Origin of the sequence: Ensifer sp. R-19 (genome assembly GCF_049905105.1) — a bacterium.
Taxonomy (GTDB): Bacteria; Pseudomonadota; Alphaproteobacteria; order Rhizobiales; family Rhizobiaceae; genus Ensifer.
In genome coordinates this window covers 465,079-483,169 of sequence record NZ_CP184570.1, presented here as the reverse complement: position 1 = coordinate 483,169, position 18,091 = coordinate 465,079, and the positions used below count along the sequence as shown (strand labels likewise).

15 protein-coding genes are annotated in these 18,091 nt (G+C 60.9%); 7 read left to right on the top strand and 8 right to left on the bottom strand.

Annotated features, from left to right (window positions below; genetic code table 11):
* Positions 1–59: 59 nt before the first annotated feature.
* The 3 genes from ACN9MO_RS21525 to ACN9MO_RS21515 all read right to left on the bottom strand — a co-directional run bounded on the left by ACN9MO_RS21525 (position 60) and on the right by ACN9MO_RS21515 (position 4,842).
* Positions 60–2,237, bottom strand: coding sequence for a type I secretion system permease/ATPase (locus ACN9MO_RS21525; protein WP_113737201.1), 2,178 nt, complete (start codon positions 2,235–2,237; stop codon positions 60–62).
* Between the two features lie 33 nt (positions 2,238–2,270).
* Complete coding sequence (locus ACN9MO_RS21520) at positions 2,271–3,719, bottom strand: TolC family outer membrane protein (protein ID WP_425988173.1); 1,449 nt, start codon at positions 3,717–3,719, stop codon at positions 2,271–2,273.
* 361 nt (positions 3,720–4,080) lie between these two features.
* A complete protein-coding gene (locus tag ACN9MO_RS21515) occupies positions 4,081–4,842 on the bottom strand; it encodes a diguanylate cyclase domain-containing protein (RefSeq protein ID WP_113737200.1) in 762 nt (253 codons plus the stop codon).
* Between the two features lie 1,125 nt (positions 4,843–5,967).
* On the opposite strand from ACN9MO_RS21515, the gene ACN9MO_RS21510 reads away from it, so the two are divergent.
* Positions 5,968–6,174, top strand: coding sequence for a hypothetical protein (locus ACN9MO_RS21510; protein ID WP_057249614.1), 207 nt, complete (start codon positions 5,968–5,970; stop codon positions 6,172–6,174).
* Positions 6,175–6,372: 198 nt separating this feature from the next.
* Here the strand turns inward: ACN9MO_RS21510 and ACN9MO_RS21505 are convergent, their stop codons facing one another.
* On the bottom strand, positions 6,373–6,993 hold the full coding sequence (locus ACN9MO_RS21505) for a pentapeptide repeat-containing protein (protein WP_057249718.1): 621 nt from the start codon (positions 6,991–6,993) through the stop codon (positions 6,373–6,375).
* 190 nt (positions 6,994–7,183) lie between these two features.
* Positions 7,184–7,393: a dodecin gene (locus ACN9MO_RS21500; protein ID WP_425987695.1), complete on the bottom strand. Its 210-nt coding sequence runs from the start codon at positions 7,391–7,393 to the stop codon at positions 7,184–7,186.
* A 336-nt stretch (positions 7,394–7,729) separates the two neighbouring features.
* Between ACN9MO_RS21500 and ACN9MO_RS21495 the strand changes: the two genes are divergently transcribed.
* On the top strand, positions 7,730–8,059 hold the full coding sequence (locus ACN9MO_RS21495; RefSeq protein WP_113737199.1) for a hypothetical protein: 330 nt from the start codon (positions 7,730–7,732) through the stop codon (positions 8,057–8,059).
* Here the strand turns inward: ACN9MO_RS21495 and ACN9MO_RS21490 are convergent.
* A complete protein-coding gene (locus ACN9MO_RS21490) occupies positions 8,020–8,733 on the bottom strand; it encodes a 5-formyltetrahydrofolate cyclo-ligase (protein WP_113737198.1) in 714 nt (237 codons plus the stop codon). The two genes, ACN9MO_RS21495 and ACN9MO_RS21490, sit on opposite strands and share 40 nt — an antisense overlap.
* A 116-nt stretch (positions 8,734–8,849) precedes the next feature.
* Here ACN9MO_RS21490 and ACN9MO_RS21485 point away from each other — a divergent pair, with 116 nt between their 5' ends.
* Both ACN9MO_RS21485 and ACN9MO_RS21480 read left to right on the top strand, forming a co-directional pair.
* Positions 8,850–9,728, top strand: a complete 879-nt coding sequence (locus tag ACN9MO_RS21485; protein ID WP_113737197.1) for a LysR family transcriptional regulator — start codon at positions 8,850–8,852, stop codon at positions 9,726–9,728.
* Between the two features lie 38 nt (positions 9,729–9,766).
* Entirely contained in the window at positions 9,767–10,888 is a 1,122-nt protein-coding gene (locus ACN9MO_RS21480) for a CBS domain-containing protein (RefSeq protein ID WP_113737196.1), read from the top strand.
* Between the two features lie 69 nt (positions 10,889–10,957).
* On the opposite strand, the gene ACN9MO_RS21475 is transcribed toward ACN9MO_RS21480, so the two are convergent.
* Entirely contained in the window at positions 10,958–11,215 is a 258-nt protein-coding gene (locus ACN9MO_RS21475; protein ID WP_141679501.1) for a DUF6894 family protein, read from the bottom strand.
* Positions 11,216–11,756: 541 nt separating this feature from the next.
* Here ACN9MO_RS21475 and ric point away from each other — a divergent pair.
* The 3 genes from ric to ACN9MO_RS21460 all read left to right on the top strand — a co-directional run bounded on the left by ric (position 11,757) and on the right by ACN9MO_RS21460 (position 16,098).
* Positions 11,757–12,428: an iron-sulfur cluster repair di-iron protein gene (gene ric / locus ACN9MO_RS21470; protein ID WP_113737195.1), complete on the top strand. Its 672-nt coding sequence runs from the start codon at positions 11,757–11,759 to the stop codon at positions 12,426–12,428.
* On the top strand, positions 12,428–13,618 hold the full coding sequence (locus ACN9MO_RS21465) for an NnrS family protein (protein WP_113737194.1): 1,191 nt from the start codon (positions 12,428–12,430) through the stop codon (positions 13,616–13,618). The genes ric and ACN9MO_RS21465 overlap by 1 nt, the downstream gene beginning before the upstream one ends.
* 158 nt (positions 13,619–13,776) lie before the next feature.
* Positions 13,777–16,098 (top strand): PBP1A family penicillin-binding protein, encoded by a 2,322-nt coding sequence (locus ACN9MO_RS21460; RefSeq protein ID WP_113737193.1) that lies wholly within the window; start codon positions 13,777–13,779, stop codon positions 16,096–16,098.
* Between the two features lie 61 nt (positions 16,099–16,159).
* Here the strand turns inward: ACN9MO_RS21460 and ACN9MO_RS21455 are convergent, their stop codons facing one another.
* The gene (locus ACN9MO_RS21455; RefSeq protein WP_113737192.1) at positions 16,160–18,013 is read right to left on the bottom strand and encodes an ABC transporter ATP-binding protein; all 1,854 of its coding nucleotides are present in this window, start codon (positions 18,011–18,013) and stop codon (positions 16,160–16,162) included.
* Positions 18,014–18,091 lie beyond the last annotated feature (78 nt).

Genomic DNA, 18,091 nt, shown 5'->3' with positions numbered 1-18,091 from the left:
CTGTCCCCTCCCGCCGCTTGCGGACAGGCATTGCTTCGTCGTCATGTCGAGAGCGTGGATCATAGCGCCGCCCCCTCGGCCGGTCCGGCAGGACCGGAGCGTCGTTGCAACTGTTCGATGACCGCGGCCTTCGGGCCATCGGCGACGAGGCGCCCGCGGTCGAGAACAAGCAGGCGATCGACGAGGCTCAGCATGCTGTGACGGTGCGTGGAGATCAAAAGGGTGACATCGCTGCTGAACACATTGGAGAGCTTATTGATCAGCTCACGCTCGCTGGCGAGATCCATTGCCCCGGAAGGCTCGTCCAGGAACACCACCTTCGGCTTGCGCAACAACAGCCGGGCAATGGCGACCGCCTGGCGCTGCCCGCCCGAAAGCTGGGAACCGCGCTCACCGACCGGCATGTCATAGCCACGCGGATGATGGGAGACGAAGTCGTCGACGCCGGCAAGCCGCGCTGCCGCGACCACCTCTTCATCGCTGGCTGTCGGGTTCGCCATCAGCAGGTTTTCCTTGATGGTGCCGGAAAACAGGTCGGAATTCTGCGACACGAAGGAGACGGCCGAGCGGACGACGGAGGGATGCAACTGCCGGATATCGACGCCATCGAGCAGAATACGGCCGGCGCTGGGCGCGTAGAGACCTGCGAGAAGCCGGCCGAGCGTGGTCTTTCCCGAACCGATACGGCCAATGATGCCAACACGCTCGCCCGCCTTGAACGTAACGTTCATGCCGCTGACCACTTTGTAGTCGGTCCCCGGATAGGCGAAATCGAGATTGGTGAAAGTGATGCTACCGTTGCGGATCTCGCGGTTGACGAAACCGATCGTGTCCGGCCGATCCTCCGGCTGCTCCATCACCGCATTCAGGATGCGCAGCGACAAAATCGCCTGACGCAGCCGTGCCAGCGTCATCGCAATCTGCCCCAGCGGCGCGACGGCGCGGCCGGAAAGCATGCTGGCCGCAATGATCGCGCCCGAGGAGATGTTGCCTTCAGTGAATTCGTAAGCGCCGGCGACGACAATGCAGACCGTCACCAATTGCTGCACGAATTGCGTCGCGTGCGAGGCCCAGGAGGAGATCTCCTTGATTTGCTCGGCCGTGTTCGAAGAGTGCTTGGCCAGTTCGTTCCAGCGGCGCAAAAGCTGCTTTTCCGAATGCAGCGTCTTCACCGTCTCGATGGCGCTGATCGTCTCTACCAATAGCGCCTGGCGCTGGGCCGATTCGTTCGAGGCGGCGGCGACGCGGTTGCCGATCTTGTACTGCGCGACATAGCCGATCAACACGCTCAAGAGGAACGCGACCGCCGGGATGAGCGCGATCCAGCCTGCGACCGCGTAGACCGCTGCGATGAAAACAAAGACGAAAAGGCTGTCGATGAGGGTGCTGAGCGTATTCGAGGTGAAGAACTCGCGAACGAATTCATACTGCATCGCTCGGTTGGCGTATTCGCCTGTCGAAGGTGGCCGCGATGCCATCGTCGCATGCAGTATCTTCTCGAACAGCATGTAGGAGAGCTTCAGGTCAGCCTTCCGTCCGGCAAAGTCGATCAGCGCGGCACGAACCGTCTTGAGCAGGAAGTCGAACAGAATGGCGGTGCTGATGCCGAGCGCCAGCACCCAAAGTGTCGCCATCGCCTTGTTCGGCAGAATCCGGTCATAGACGTTCATCGTAAAGAGCGGCGCGGCCAGCGCCAGCACGTTGATGAAAAAGGCCGCGATCGCCACCTGCACATAGGCTTGCCAGAATGGCTTGACCGTGGCCGTCAGCCAATGCCGGCGGTCGATGTTACGGGCCTCACCGACGCCGCGGCCGGACGCCGTATTGAGATAGGTGGCTGAGAAGGACAAGGCATAGGCGAGACCGCCGAGCTGCAACTCAGACAGTTTCACCGCCGCTTCGCCGGGGGCAACTGCTCTGTTCGAAAGGTTCAACGTGCCGTCAGGCGCCTCTTCCAAAAGCGCCATGGCGCTGCCGTCACGAAAGACGAGCAGCAGCGGGTACACGAAATCACGATTGCTGATCGCGCGCCCGGAAACGATTTCCGTTTCCAGGCCGACCCGCTCCGCAATACGTGAGACGTCCTCGGCGCTCGGCAACCGCGCGTCAAAAGGAACGTCGGAATAAAGCACGCTGTCGGACGAGGGGCGGTTCAAGAAGATACAGATCTCCTTGAACGCCTCGGAAAAGCCAGTCAAAGACGGGCCGATCTGCACATGCCTGTCAATGCTTTGCACTACCACCGATTGTGTCCACCTTGACGAGGACTATCATTTCTGCCGGATCGGCGCCAACAAATCGAGCGGCAAGTCGTTCGTCTGGCGCGAAGGAACACGGCGATAGGTTTCCGTGGGCGGCGTATCCGGAACATTGAACTCGTTGCGGGCATAGGCTTCGGCCTGGGCCGGCGCCTTGATCTGCATCGTAGAAAGGAGCTGGCCGGTAGCCGCAAGCAAGCGGTACTCGGCAAACAGAGCGGCGTACTGCGAGGTTTTCGCGAGAACGCTGACATTGAAACGCGAATTCTGCGCGCCGAGCACGTCAAGCAGCGAACGCTGCCCGACCTTGAGCTGTTCGCGATAGGACTCGACGAGCTGTACGTTCATCTGAGCCTGCGCGTTCAGCGTGCGGGAGATCTCGTACTGGCTGTTGCGGCGTTCCCAGGAAATGCGAACGGCTTCCTCGACCTCGCGATGTGCCTGGTGGAAGACCAGCCGCTGTTCGCTTGCGCGGCGCATCTGCTCCTGCTCGTTGGCGATATCAATGCCGCCACGATAGAGGTTCCACTTCGCCACGATCCGCGCCTGGGCATCCCAGCTGTTGCCGGTCGCGCCGTCGATATCGTTGCCGGTGCGCACACGCCCTTCGGCGAAGACTTCCGGAAGCATGTTCGAGCGTGCCGCTTTGACCTGCGAATCCGCAGCGCTGATGTCGGAATCGGCGGCCTTGATGCGCGGATTGCTGCCGCGGGCGATACCGATTGCCGTCTCGAGCGTCTTCGGCAGAATGCCGGCCACCGACTTCGGCATGGACGGCTTCGTGAGCGGCTGGCCAACCAGGCGGTTGAAGCTGATCTTGACGGTTTCGAGCGATTCCTCTGCTTCCTGCAGACGGGCCTTGGCCGACAACAGGCGTTCACTCGCCTGCTGGCGATCCGCATCGGTAAGGGCGCCACCTGAAATCAGCGAGCTGATATCCGACAGGATCGACTGGTGCACGCCGACGTTCTTGCGCGCTTCCGCAACGATCTGCTGCTGGAGAATATATTCGAAATATTCGCGGACGATCTGCAGACCGATCGTCTCGGACCGTTCGAGGACCCGGAAGGAGGCGCTGTCGACGCGCGCCGCCTGACGCTCCAGTTCGGCGCGACGACCACCGCCATCGAAGAGCTTCTGCGTAATGGTCAGCCCGACGTCGGAAGGATAGAGCGGATCGTTCTCAATGGAACCAAGGCGACGGGCTTCGTCCTCAAGATGTTGAACGCCCGTCGAAGCTTCCATGTCGACGCTCGGCAGATAGAGACCGCGCGCCTGCCGCAGTTCGAACTCGATTGCCTCGCGGTTCTCGATCGACTGCCCGATTTCCGGGTTCGATTCCATCGCGATCTGAAGCGCTTCCCTCAGCGTCATCGCTTCGGCCGCGCCACCTGCAAATACGGTTGACGCGAGCAGAATGGAAAAAAGTCCGCCCTTAAAAGTTTTCCCCACTTTCAATATTATCCCCCTCGCAATCCGTACGTCATGCTGGCGAATCCGAGCGTGCGTTACAACTGCCGAAATTTACCGATAGATAATACAGAGGTAATATAACGCGGCCACCAATTTTGGGGTGGTTCTATGGCGCCCCAAGCTTTCGCACGGCTATGTTGCAAAAATGGAACATTCGTGTGGCGAGAAGAGTAACCGTTAACCTATTGAAATAAAATAAATCAGCCGCTTCTGCCCAAGGTAACAAGGCGCTTCGGCCCGTTGCAACGTCGCCGTCAACGCAACGGCAGCGCGAATTCCTCACTATGGCCTCAGCCGCTGCGAGCGGAGATTACCCGTCTTCCCGTCACTGGCGCCGGCACCCAGTAAATCACGCTGAAGGCAGCCGGACGAAATCGACGGTTTGCGTTCCCTCGCTGGCAACCAATACAGTTTCGGATGCTGCCGCACGGCGCAACCGTTCGAGATCTACGCTGCCGTCGAACAATGCGCCGCCGACGCTAATTGCCAGATCGACCTTGCTCCCGTCTGCCGAGAAGTGTGCCGAAGCCAATGCCTTCGTCAGGCGGATGGAAACGTGCTCGGCATCCGACTCGCTCGCGCCGACCAAAAGAACGTCGAAGCTTGCCGGGCCGGTTCGAGCGACGATGTCATCGCGCCGCACCGAGGTGCTGATCGTGGAGGCGACGAACTGGAGCAGTTCTTCGCTCCAGGCCGGACCGAAAGCCGCACCGACATCGTCGAGGTTGTTGATCCTGAGATGAATGAGTGCTCCGTGAAGCTCTTCGCCGGCGCGTTGCCGGCGACGCTCGAGGCCATTGACCTGCTGGACCAGCCCGCGGCCGGTTACGCAGCCCGTCGTGGCATCGTGGGCGACGACATGGTTGATCTGGTTGCGAAGGCGCTGGGCCCGGCGAAACTGCGTCGCCGCGAGGACGATCAGCGGCACGCCCATCAACAGGGATATCAACGCGGCGCCAACCACGGCCGCCGCATAGGGCCGATCGACGAGAGCCACCAGGCTGAGATAGACCAAAACCTGCGCGAGTACGGCAAAACCAATAATGCCACCGATGACATATCGCGCGATTCGCCAGTCCCTCTGCCCGTTGAACTGTACTTCTCTTCGCATCCACCGCTCCCGATTCACCAATAACGATCGGTCTAGCGCGAGTTTATGGATATTCCATTTCCAGGGTACCTACAACTTTATGCAGTATGCGGGCTTTCCAAGAAAAATGCTCCAAAACGGGATATCCGGTTCGCCGAAAGCAGCTTGCCGGTCCCTCCCGCGGGCTTGAACGCGCCGTCAACCTGCACCGACGAAAAGAAGCGATTCGATGCCGGATGTCACCTTACCGACCGGGCTCGCGCACAGCAACGCTGCGCAAAGCAGTCGCTGGCTGCCGTCGATCGCTTTGTTCTCAATACATGAGTGCACCGCCGACAACCGACGAAGCGCGCCTTGTCTTCGGCGCTTGATAGGGCCCATGCGTCCGTTCAACTGTGGCAAGGTCGGGAACCCTCCCCGTCTTTCGGCGTTTCTATTCCGCCGGGCGCCCTCGCCCGATGCTGAAGCGCCACGAAAGGAACCGATGATGTACGACAGGGAGCGTTGGCCAGAACAAAGGGCATCAACCGGACTGCCGGTCGGAATCATGCTTCTTTCAGCCCTCGCCATTACCGCCTATCTCGCCGTCGGCGGCGCATTTTCGGACGGTGGTGATCAGGCTGTCGTCTACATCCCACAGACAATCGGAAAGTAACCCACGCAGCGCGGAAGTGCACGGCTACGTTGACCGAAGCTGGCGGACATGAGACATCTCGCAGGCGTGAGACGGGGCGGCTCCTCCTCCGTCCCGTAATTCACGACAGGCCTAAAATGTCTCTACAAACAATGCCGTGAGTGACCGGCAATGAATCCGGCGAGCATACAGCCCGTCCGGTGGCCATTCACGAGCTATCAAGGTGACAGCGACGGCCATTAAAGGCAACGAATCAAAAGGGTGGCGAACTCCTCAATTCGGGCTAGGCGGTGCTGATCTCAGCGTCGGACTTTGCCTATCGCTCAACTGCGCGCGAGCGCCCGCCCGCCGTCCTTGAGACGATGGAGTGCCGACTGTCCGGGGGCCTTTCTCATCCGAAACGATCAGATCTAGGCGAGACGCATGTGGATCTTTCGAACGCGCCCCAGCGCGTGGCTCCAATATTTGCTAAATCGGCTATAAGCCACTCGGTCAAACCAATCAGGAGAATCATGGAAACCGTCGAGATCAGCGGCCGCAGCGACTTCGCACTTTGGGCAATCCAGCGCGCCCAGGAAATCGTCACGGCCGAGGGCGCCGCCTTTGCTATGGCCGCTCGCGACATGAATGAGGATACGCTGGGGGAAACTGCCGCCGCGCTCGGCAAAGCCATCAGCGATGCCATGCTCGAAGTCTTTGACGGTCTGACCGCGGAGTGACCTGAGCCGTCGGGAGGCACACCGGTCTCGCGATAGGGGCGAGCGCCGGATATCCAAATGGAGGGTGGCGGGTAGCGATCAGCCGCACATCTGGCTTGTGGTTCGCGGTCCGGAGGGCTCGCCGTTCGCCTGTCACCAGCCAGAACGCAATGGCGCGCGCCTGTCCTTCATCAACGCATCCAAGTTCTTGAGGAGGGTTCACTTCTGCCGCACGTCGAGGCCTAATGCCTCGGCGATTGTGATGGTTTGGTCGATCGTGATGATCGCGTCCTTGAGGTGCACGTTTTCCGGTTCGATCGCACTGAGGTCGCTGCCCCTGAGATCACAGGCTGTGAAATCGATGCCGTGCAGCCACGCGCCGGAGAGATCGACGTCTCTCAGCGAGCCACCCTTGCAGGAGGCACCGGTAAGGTCTGCCTCCCGCAAGCGGGTTTCCTTGAAGGATGCGCGGCCGAGACCGGCGCCGGGCAAGCTGACGAAGGACCAGTCGCCGCCTGAGACCTGCATCTGGTCGAAGTCGCATGTATCGAACATGCTGCCGACGAACTTGCACTCTGTGAACCGGCTGTCGAAGAATTTGCAGGACACGAAAGTGCAATTCACGAAGGCACCCGCCTGATGCGACGAGGCATTGAAGCGCGCCCGCCGGAAGGTGCATTCGTGGAAGACGACACCAACGGTCTGCGCCTCGGTCAGGTCGAGATCGACGAACAGAGTGTTCTGATGACGCTCGCGATCGATCTGCCGGCCATACCAGTCCGCACCGGCAATCGTGATATCTATCTTCGGCGGCGCTTCGCCATGTCGTCGTTCAGCCATCGTCATCCATCCATTGAGCTCTGTTAGACGGCGAACGCCTGCCGTTCGGTCATCCTGTTCGACCGGGCAACAATTGAGGACACCGGCAGCGACCTCGCTTCACGCGAGGGTCGACAGACTGTTCAACCTGACTAGCAGAGTCGACAGATTCTAGTAACCGGCAACTGCCGAAGACCCGCCCGGCCGCGCGTCAGTCGTCGATCCGGAAACCGACCTTCATGACCACCTGATAGTGCGCCACTTCGCCGTCCTTGATGTGGCCCCGGATCTGATCGACCTCGAACCACTGGAGATTTCTCATGGTTTTCGACGCCCGCGCGATCGCCGTTTCGATCGCCTCCGTAACGGAAGACTTCGAACTGCCGACAAGTTCTACCTTCTTGTAGACATGGCCACTCATGACACCCTCCCGGTTGCCTCTAGAAGCGATCAACAAGCCTACAGGCAAATCACGAAAACAGCACCTGCCCCACGCATCGAAAGCGACGCGCGCGAGTTGCGGGCATCGCCACGGCTTGCTTCGACTACCCGTCGTCCTGGAAAGCGAGCGTGACCTCAAAGCGGATCATGCCCATGCCTCAGCGACCGCGTGATTTGCACAAGGAACGTGCAGTTTGCCTGGCACTGGCCGGTTTTTCCCGCAAATCGGACGCGCGGTCGTGCAAATGCAACACCGTTTCAGGTGGCCCAACTCTTGCTTCACTCTGTCTGAAACATCCAACCAAGGGATTGTCGGATGATGTGGAGTGGGTTGCTGCTGTCGCTGCTGCTGAGCGTTTCAATGGCCTTCAGCCTGACGGAGTTGAGTTTCGTGCGCAATGGCCGCGCCCAGCAATCGCGCGGCGATGCGGTGCGAACAACGCTCGCGATGTCAGCTGGATTGACCGCTTTGGGATTGGCGTTCAGTCATCAGGGGCCATCACTGGGGGTAATGGCAGTCGTCGCCGGCATAGCGCTCTCATGGCTGGCGGCGCGGTTCGCCTCACGTACCGTTGCGCTCGCGGTCACCATCCTGTCGCTCGGCTTCTATCTGCAGTTCGCGGAACTCGCACCCTTGCGCCCTTGACCGACGGTGCATGAAAGCGTTCGCCCTTCGGTCACGATCGCATCCATCGCGATGTCGTGCCATTGTGGCCTGATGCTCTCCATTCTCTGCTGTTCGAACCCAACGCCGATCACGAATGGCTTCGGTTGAAGCACGGCGAGTGTACGATCGTAATAGCCCCCACCATAACCCAAGCGATAACCGCTCTCGTCGAAACCGACGAGCGGGGCGATGACGATGGTCGGCTGAACATCCCGCCCCTCGGTCGGAATTGGGATCCCCCAAACACCCCTCTCGAGCGCCTCGCCAGCGCGCCAGGATCGAAAGCCGAGAGGTTTTGCCTTGGCGAGCACCACCGGTAATGCGCAGTCGGCGCCGCGGGCAATGAGCGTGTTCATCCAGGAGCGCAGATCCGGTTCACCACGGAACGGCCAATACAGCGAAATCGTTTCGCCTCGAACGTTGGACAGAAGTTGGTCGAGCGCAGAAACGATCGCGTCTGTCCGTGCGGTCCGTTCTGCAATCGGAATGCCCTGTCGCGCGGATATCAGCCTTTTTCTCTCTTGCTCCCGCCATTGCACAATCGAGATCGCCTCTGGAGATTCCATGCCCATATAGGCCGGATCCACCTCGTGCATCAGGCAAGGCGGTGATGAAAAGCGCGGCGGAAGATCGTCCTCATCAGGCGTGCACATGGTCGATGGCCTTTCTCCGTTTCCGGGAATGTTTCGAACGCAGTTTCACGAGATCACCTTGATTATCATTTCCCATTCGAGAACAATAAAGCGGCTTCATTCCCTTCGTAGATAAAATGGACTTCACGACCCTTGAGATTTTTCTGCTGGTAGCCGAGCGCACCAGCGTGACCCGCGCCGCCACCGAGATTGGCCGTGCGCCATCCAACGTCACCAACCGTATTCGCGCACTCGAGGAAGAATTGGGCGTCGGCCTGTTCAGCCGCGACGGCAAGAAGATGACGCTGACGCGCGAGGGGCGTCTTTTTCGCTCCTACGCCACACGGCTGGTGGCGCTCGGTGACGAGGCGCGCAACGCGCTGAAGCCGACGGCAATGCCGGACGTCTTGCGGCTGGGCAGCATGGAGAGTACCGCTGCCAGCCGCCTGCCGACGGTTCTGCAGACGATCAACCGAACGCACCCGGATTTGGCGCTGAGGCTCACAATGGGCTCGACGGAGGAACTGACCCGAGCCGTGCTCGCTGAAGAAATCGACTGTGCGCTGATCGCACGTTTGCCAAGCGATATCGCGATGCCGAGACCCGACCCGCTCGAGGACCTCGATGGAGATCCGATCTACCGCGAAGACGTATTGATCGTCTTGCCCGCGTCGCATCCGCCGATCAAAACCGCCCTGGACGTGCGTGTGAGCTGGTTGGCGGCGCTCGAACCCGGATGCACGTACCGCCGTGTCGCGGAACAATGGGCACGTCCGTCGCCGACGATTGCGACCAAGGAGGTTTCCTCCTATCACGCCATACTGGCGAGCGTTGCAGCCGGTGACGCGATCGGTGTAGTGCCACGATCCGTATTCGAACTGATGGACTGGCCAGGCGACGCTCGAACCCATTCATTGCGTGAAATTCAGACACTGCTCATCTATCGTAGGGAGGCCAGCTCCCCTGCGATCGAAATCCTGCGCCGCGCATTGCATACCGACGCTGGCGCCCACTGAAATATTCAACCTACGCGCTGCCATTTACAGGTGACTGCATGACCAATTCGCCCAACCAGACGCCCTCGCAACCGCCGGGCCGTCGTTTCTTCGCGCCGATCCTAGCGGGTGCGACATTGAGGGAGCGCCTGATTGCGTGTCTCGGAGCGCTGGTTGGTATCCTCCTGACCGGTATGATCAGCGGCAGTATCTTTGGTGGCGGTGCCAGCCTTCCCTTGATCGTGGCGCCGATGGGCGCATCCGCGGTTCTGCTGTTTGCGGTTCCCACAAGCCCGCTTGCCCAGCCGTGGTCGATCGTCGGCGGCAACACGATCTCCGCCTTCGTGGGGGTTCTGTCAGCTATGTTCGTGCCGGATCCGCTGATCGCAACTGGTATTGCCGTGGGGATCGCGATCGCGGCGATGTCCTTTACGCGCTGCCTGCATCCGCCCGGCGGCGCCGCTGCGTTGACGGCAGTGCTTGGCGGCCCTGTCGTGGCGAGCTGGGGCCTCCTGTTCCCGCTGGTGCCCGTCGCGCTCAACTCGTGCCTGCTGGTGGCTCTCGGGATCCTGTTTCACAAGCTGGCGAGACGCAACTACCCGCACGTCGTCGCTCCGCCCGCAAATATGCACGCGACCATTGATCCGCCCGCCAATCGCCGGGTCGGCTTTACCGGCGCGGATGTCGATGCCGCGCTCGAGGCGTTGGACGAAACGTTTGACATCAGCCGGGAAGATCTTGATCGGGTGCTGCGCCAGGTGGAATTGCAGGCGGCAATTCGGGCGACACCTCACATCCTGTGCCGGGACATCATGTCGCGCGACGTCATCTGCGTCCATCAAGACGACAGCAGCGAGGCCGCGCGCTCGTTGCTTCTCAGACACAATATCCGGACCATCCCCGTAAAGGATGGAAACGAGCGGCTTGTCGGTACAGTCGGACTGAGGGAGCTGACCGAGCCCGGCGCCACCGTCGGCAGCAACATTGCGACGCCAGTAGTCGCGCGCCAGGACGACCGGGCGATGAGCTTGCTTCCGGCGCTCAGCAGCGGAACAATTCACGCGGTCATCATCGTCGATGACGACCATCATGTGCTTGGACTGATTTCGCAAACGGATCTGCTGGCGGCAGCAGCGCGGACGTTGTTCGATCACAACGCAGGTCGCGAACAGGCTGCGTAGGATTTGCCTTCGGTTGTCCACGCGGATCAATCCACTGTGCCCGTCGGCAGATTGGCGAGATCAGCAGGCTCAGTGCAGCGAAATCTGTCGCGTCGGTTGCCTCACGTGATGCACGAGCGGTGTTTCGCTCGATATCAGTCGCGCAACCAGACGCCCTGACGCCGTAACCACATCGATGACGGCGTCGCAATAGTCGTCGTCCTTGGTCAGTTCATCGACAATCCTTTGACCATAGGCAACTGCGGGTCCATCCGATGGGTATTTCCGGCCAACTTCGTCGCGGCTGACGACGCCTGCTGCATAGATGTTGAACAAATAGCGGCGCATGATATTCCACTCCATACGGGATGCCGCTTCGGCGCTGGCCATGCTGAAGGAACCGAAAGCGCTATGAGCGGCATTGCAGGGTTTGAATTGACCCTGCAACCTATCGCGACATCGTCTCCTTGTCGCGTGACCCGAGCGTGACATTTACTCTACATTAACCATCGTCAGCTTCACCGTGCTCGACGGACAAGGTGGGATCGGCGTGTCGACCTCGCGGATGCGTCTGACGCTTTCCTGGCTCGGGACATATTACCGGTCAAAAAACGGCTCGCGGTCGAAGTCGATTCCTGGGCGGACGACGCCCCGCACCTAAGAGGAACCGGTAGGTCGAAGACGAGACGCACGCGCGGTTCTGGCGTTTGCGCAGGCACAAAGACGAAGCTCCTCACCTCGCGTAGTTAAGGATGCTCTCTGCGCCGCGCGGCAGCCCGGAAGTCCCCGGCGCCGGAGGGGTCGATACACATTGCCTCAACCCCAGACGACTTCGATGCGTCCGAGCGCTGCTCGGAATCCGTCTGCAAAATCCAACAAGGAACAGATGATGATCGATCTCAGCCTCGAAAGCACAGTCGCAACGATCGCAGCCGAATTGCCGGGGGCCGCGGAACTCTTCCGCCGTTACGGCATCAGCTTCTGTTGCGGCGGCAAGATGTTGTTGTCGGAAGCTGCGCTCAAGGCCGGTATCGCCCCTTCGGCATTGCTTACAGAACTGGAAACGCTCAAGCGTTCCGCAAGTCGAGATGCCCCGGAGGAGACCGCCGATCTCATCGCTCACCTCCTCCACAGGTACCACCAAACGCACCGTGCTGAGCTCGCATGGTTGATTCCGCTTGCTCAGAAGGTGGAACGGGTACACGTCGGCCATCCGTCGGCGCCTGTCGGGCTTTCCCAAGCCCTGGAGGCGCTGCGCGACGAGCTCGAAAGCCACATGATGAAGGAAGAGCTCGTGCTGTTCCCGATGATGCAGCGCGGTGATGGCGCTACGATTTCCTATCCGATCGCCCAGATGCGGCGCGAGCACGACGACGAGGTGGAGCATCTGCGAACGATCGAGCACGTCACCCACGGGCTTTCCTTGCCGGACGGCGCCTGCGGTTCGTGGGCTGCGCTTTATACCGGGTTGCGTAAGCTCACCGACGACCTCGTCACTCATATGCATCTCGAAAATGCCGTGCTGTTTCCGCGCTTCGAGGCCGGCCTCCAGACGATTTGATGATCGCGGCGCCAAAGGCGTGGACATCGATCTGGCAGGCGCCGCACCGACCCCTGTTCTTTCTGGCGGGTCTATGGGCGTTTGTCGCGCCTGCGGTCTGGCTTCTGCCCGAGGGTATTGGACCGGACAAAGCCGCCTGGCACAGCCATGAGCTTCTCTTCGGCATGGCCGGTGCGGCGGCAGGTGGTTACCTGTTGACCGCCCTGCCTGCCTGGACAAAGAAGGGCCCGGTCTCGCGTGATGTCACCGTGCTCGCGACCGTTCTCTGGTGCGTGGCCCGCCTGACGACGGCTCTTTCGGCGCACCTCTCGGTCGTTGCTGCAGCGGTCGGGATGTCAGCCTACTTCGTCTTTCTCGCGGTCGTTCTCGCCCGGGGGGGTGTATCGAGCAGAGCGGGACGCCGCTTCTGGGCACCGTTCGCCATGGCGCTGATTGGCATGCTCAGCTCGCTGTGGCTTGACGGAGAGGCAAGCTATCTCGTCGCAGAGGCAGTGCCGCGGATCTTCCTCGCCTTGATCACCCTGATCGGCGGCCGTGCGGTGCCCGCTTTCACACGCTCCTGGCTCGGACGAACTGGTGAGGCAGATCTCGTTCGGGACCAGCCCGAGCTTTCCTACCTGGCGATCGGCGGCATAGTTGCCGCCGCCTGGCTCAACGCTTCCGAACAATCGAATGCAGAGGGCATCTTCCTCGTACTGTCCGGCTTGGCGCTCGTGTTACGAATGAGCGGCTGGCAATGCCTGAGAACCCGGCGCTACCCGGCGCTCTTCATTCTGCATCTTGCTTTTTCCTGGACGCCGGCGGCTCTTCTGCTCATTGGCTTCGCCACCATTTTTCCAGACCAGATGTCACCCGCGACCGCCGTGCATGCGGCGACCATGGGGGCAATGGGAACAATGATGGCGGCCCTCATGATGCGTGCTGCGATGGCACGCAACGAAGGCGTACTCGTGCTCAACGGGAAGATGGCATGTGCTTTCGCTCTTATCTGCCTCGCCGCAATGATTCGCATTCTGGCCGAATGGATCGGTAGCGCGTATTTCAATCCCGTCGTCGCCGCGGCCGCATGCTGGATGTTGGCATGGGGGCTGTTCCTTCTTGCCTATCTACTGGCGCTAAGAGGACCTGTTCCGAGACCAGTCCTGAGCGCTGACAGGGCGCTAGCACCGCTGACCGAACCCGAACGATAGGCTTTGCGCGGTCCTTTCGGACCCGCCATGTGCACCGCCGCGAGAGCGAGTTCTGTTGCCGGAAACACCCGCCTGCCGGCCAATTGCACATTGCATCATGAACATTGTCAGGTCACAAGGTCGCGCTATCTTCCGGAAGATCCATTTAGCGGTAGCCGATGCCACGCCCTCCCAAGACCTCAACCCAGATTGCAAACACCACCAGCAAGGGTGCCGATCGCCCGGAAAGCTCGGAATCGACTGTCGAGCATGTCGTGCTCCAGACGGGCGCTTCAAACCCATCCGACGGGCCGGATCAATCCACGAAAGCCACCCCCTCCCCGACACTCTTCGGCCAAAGCGGACAGGCAGCTCGCCATCTGCTGGTTGCGCTCGGCCACGACTTGAAGGTGGGTGCAACCTTGGTCCGCGCGAAGACCAAGCATGCGGCTTCGTACCTGAAAACGAAATTCAGCCCTTCGAATGCAGACGAAGCCGCATCAACTGCCGACGATCCCCGTGGGTGGTTCGTGGCTGCTCTGGCGAAGTTCGGGAACCGGCTGGGTGCGCTGCGTAAGAAGCCCTCCGAAGATCGCGCACACACCTTCGTCAGGCCAAGCTGGTGGAAGGTTGCCATCGGCTTGGCCCTCCTCGCCTGCCTCCTTCTTCCCGGTACTGTACTCGTGTGGGCGCTGAAGGATGTTCCCTGGAGCGAGATCCGGGACGGAACTTTGAAGCCTGTCGTGGTGCTGGAAACGGCGGACGGAGGACCGCTGGTCAGACAAGGCCCTTATCAGGGACCCTACGCACAGTACGACCAATTCCCTCCGCGGCTGATTGATGCCGTGCTGTCAATCGAGGACCGCCGGTTCATGGACCATTTCGGCATCGATGTCAGAGGGATCGGACGGGCGCTTGTGCGGAACTTCGAAGCTGGCTCGGTGGTCGAGGGCGGCAGCACCATCACCCAACAGCTCATCAAGCTGCAATATCTCGACAGCGACCGAACAATGAAACGAAAGATCCAGGAGTTCGTGATCGCCCTGTGGCTGGAGTGGAAGCTGGGCAAGCAGGAAATTCTGACGCGTTACCTCAACAGCGCCTATCTCGGCGCCGGCGCCACCGGCATGCCCGCAGCCGCAAGGATCTACTTCAACAAGGACATCGGCGCACTCAACCTACCGGAATCGGCGATGCTGGCTGGCCTGTTGCGGGCGCCGAGCCAGTGGAATCCGATCGACAATTTTGAGGGTGCGCGCCAACGCACATCGGTCGTCCTCGACACGATGGTAGCCAATGGCAAGATCACCGCACCCGAGGCTGCACAAGTCAAGGCGAGCTTCGCCACGCTCCATCCGACGACGCCGACGCCGCGATCCGGAAGCTGGTTCGCCGACTGGATCTCGCCGCAGGCGAGCGAAATCGCCGGCGCATCGCCGGGTTCGACGACGGTACGCACGACACTGTCCCCACAGCTGCAACGGATCGCCGAAAGGGTTCTGGCAAACGCGCTGGATACGGAAGGAAAGGCGGCCGGGGTATCCCAGGCCGCGTTGGTTGCGATGACGCCCGACGGAGCGGTCGTCGCCATGGTCGGCGGTCGCGACTATAAGCAAAGCCAATTCAATCGCGCGGTGACCGCCATGCGGCAACCGGGTTCCACCTTCAAGCTGTTCGTCTACTATGCGGCCCTGAAGGCCGGGTTCACTCTGTCCGACCAGGTCCTGGATGCGCCGATCGACATTAACGGCTGGTCGCCCGAGAATTCCGGTGGCCGCTATCGCGGCTGGGTCACGCTTGCCGAGGCCTTTGCCCGCTCGCTGAATGCGCCAACGGTGGCGCTTGCCCAGGAGGTCGGGCTCGACAATGTGATCGCCGCAGCGCGCGAGCTCGGCATAAACGCGCCGCTTGCCAATACGCCGTCCTTGGCCCTCGGCACTTCCGAGGTCAGCTTGCTTGACCTCACCAGCGCCTATGCCTCCGTCCATCTCGGAAAGGCGCCCGTAGAACCCTGGGGCATCATCGACTTTCAGGCGGCCGGGCAGCCTGAGGCGTTCCGTGTCGGCTCACAGGTCGCGCCGACCATTGATCTCTCCGCTTACCAGCCGGATCTCGTTGGCCTTTTACAGTTGGTGGTCGAGCGCGGAACCGGACGCGGGGCCGCTCCCGGCGCGTTCGCGGCCGGCAAGACCGGCACCAGCCAAAACAATCGCGACGCCTGGTTCGTCGGCTTCACGGAGCCACTCGTCGCCGGCGTATGGGTTGGCAATGACGACGATACGCCGATGAAGGGGGTCACGGGTGGCGCCTTGCCAGCGCATATTTGGCGCGACTTCATGCGGGAAGCGATGGCGGCGCCTGCGGCGGGAGCGCTTGTCGAAAGCCCGGCCGCGCCGCAGTCCTGCAACATCACGGCCTGCTCCCGCAGCTATCGTTCCTTCAGGCCGTCGGACTGCACCTATCAGCCCTATTATGGCGGACGGCGACTCTGTGAAAAATGAGCCTTGCTTGGGCACGATGCCAGCTGACTGGAGCACGGCCTTTGACGTTGGACGGCGGCGATCAATCCAGTTCTTCAGGAATAAAGCCGCCGGTCTGTCGCTTCCAAAGACGGGCATAGAGCCCGTCTCGCTCCAGGAGCGCATCCGGTGTGCCCTCCTCGATGATCCGGCCGCGATCCAGAACGATGATCCTGGCCATCCTAGCAATCGTCGAAAGGCGGTGGGCAATGGCAATCACTGTCTTGCCGCCCATCAGCAGGTTGAGCTTATCCTGGATCGCCGCCTCGGCCTCGCTGTCCAGTGCTGACGTCGCTTCGTCGAGGATCAGGATTGGCGCATTCTTCAGCAGCACCCGCGCGATCGAAACACGCTGTCGCTGACCTCCCGATAGCTTGATGCCGCGATCGCCTACAAAGGCTTCGTAGCCCTTGCGACCCTCGCCGTCGGTCAGTTCAGCGATGAAGGCATCGGCTTGCGCTGCCCTTGCGGCCTGCTCGATCTCCGGCCGGGTTGCTTTGGGATGACCATACCGGATGTTGTCGCCGACCGACCGGTGCAAGAGCGCGACATCCTGGGCGATGACACCAATGTTTCGCCGCAGGCTCGCCTGGCTCACGGCGCGAATGTCCTGCCCGTCAATGTGGATGGTGCCCCCCTGGATGTCATAAAAACGCAGTAGCAGGCTGACCAGCGTCGTCTTGCCCGCACCGGACAGGCCGACCAAACCCACCTTCTCGCCCGGGCGAACCGTCAGCGACAGATCATCGATGACCGGCCGGTCCACCTTGTAGGCGAAGCGAACATTCTCGAACCGAATTTCGCCGCGCGGAACGGTGAGCTTCGTTGCGTCCGGTCGATCGGTCACAGTCGGCGGCGTGGTCATGACCGGCATGGCATCCTTGATCGTGCCCAGCGCCTTGAATATCTGCTGTCCCATCTGCAGGAAGGTGAAGGAGCTCGCCGAAAGCCGTTGGAGGATATAGACGGTCGCAACGAAATCGCCGACCGTCAAAAAGCTGTCGAACAGCCCCCAGAAGCCGATGCCCAGCATGACGAGCCAGAGCAGCATGTTGAGGCTGATGACGACGAGTTCCGTCGTCCGGTAGATGCGCTGCTCGTGGTGCAGCGTACCGACCGCCTTTGACATGATCTTCCGCAGCGCACCCGCCTCGCTGTCTTCGGCAGCGAACTGCTTGACCAACTGGATGTTGCCGTAGATGTCGGTCATTGCGCCGGAAACCAGACTGTTCTGCTTTGCCGAGCGCCGTGCGCGCTCTGTGAAATCCGGCACGACCTTGATGGTGAAGAGCACATTGACGACCACCCAAAGGACGACCGGCAACGCCAACTGCCAGGAGAGCGCAAACAGGAGCAGAACCGAGCCGACGATCTGAAGCAGGAAGCGCGGCGCCGTCTGAAAGGCAATCAGGATCTGCTGCTGAACGGCAGTTGCGACCTGGCCGAGTCGCGATGCCACCTGCCCAGCAAACAGATCATGGAAGAAGGCGAGATCCTGCCCTTCGATGGCCTTGTGCCCCTGCCACTGTATGGCGATCGGCAGACTGATGCCGATCGTATGCGAGTTCAGGATGTTGGTGATGTAGAAGAAGGCCGGCATCACCGGAAAGATTAGAAAGGCCAGGAACGCCAACAGCCAGAACCGGTTCTCGACGAAGACCTCGACGCCCTGTGTCGCTACACCATCGACGATCACCGATAGCCCCCAGATGATCGTCAGGTTGATGGCCTCCACGGCCATAGACGTCAGCGCCATGGCAATGACGACGCCACGAAACATCCGGATGAAATGCAGAAAGACCGCGACGGGTCCGCTTGTGGGAAGTGGTTGGTATGGGATGTCGAGCGGTCGGATCAGCGTTTCGAAGGGGCGGTAGATCGCATCTGAAATCGACATTGGCCGCTCGGTTCGATCGTCGGGAGAGAATGGTCTAGCTACACGCCGGGCATTGCACCACCGTCGCGCCGCAATCTC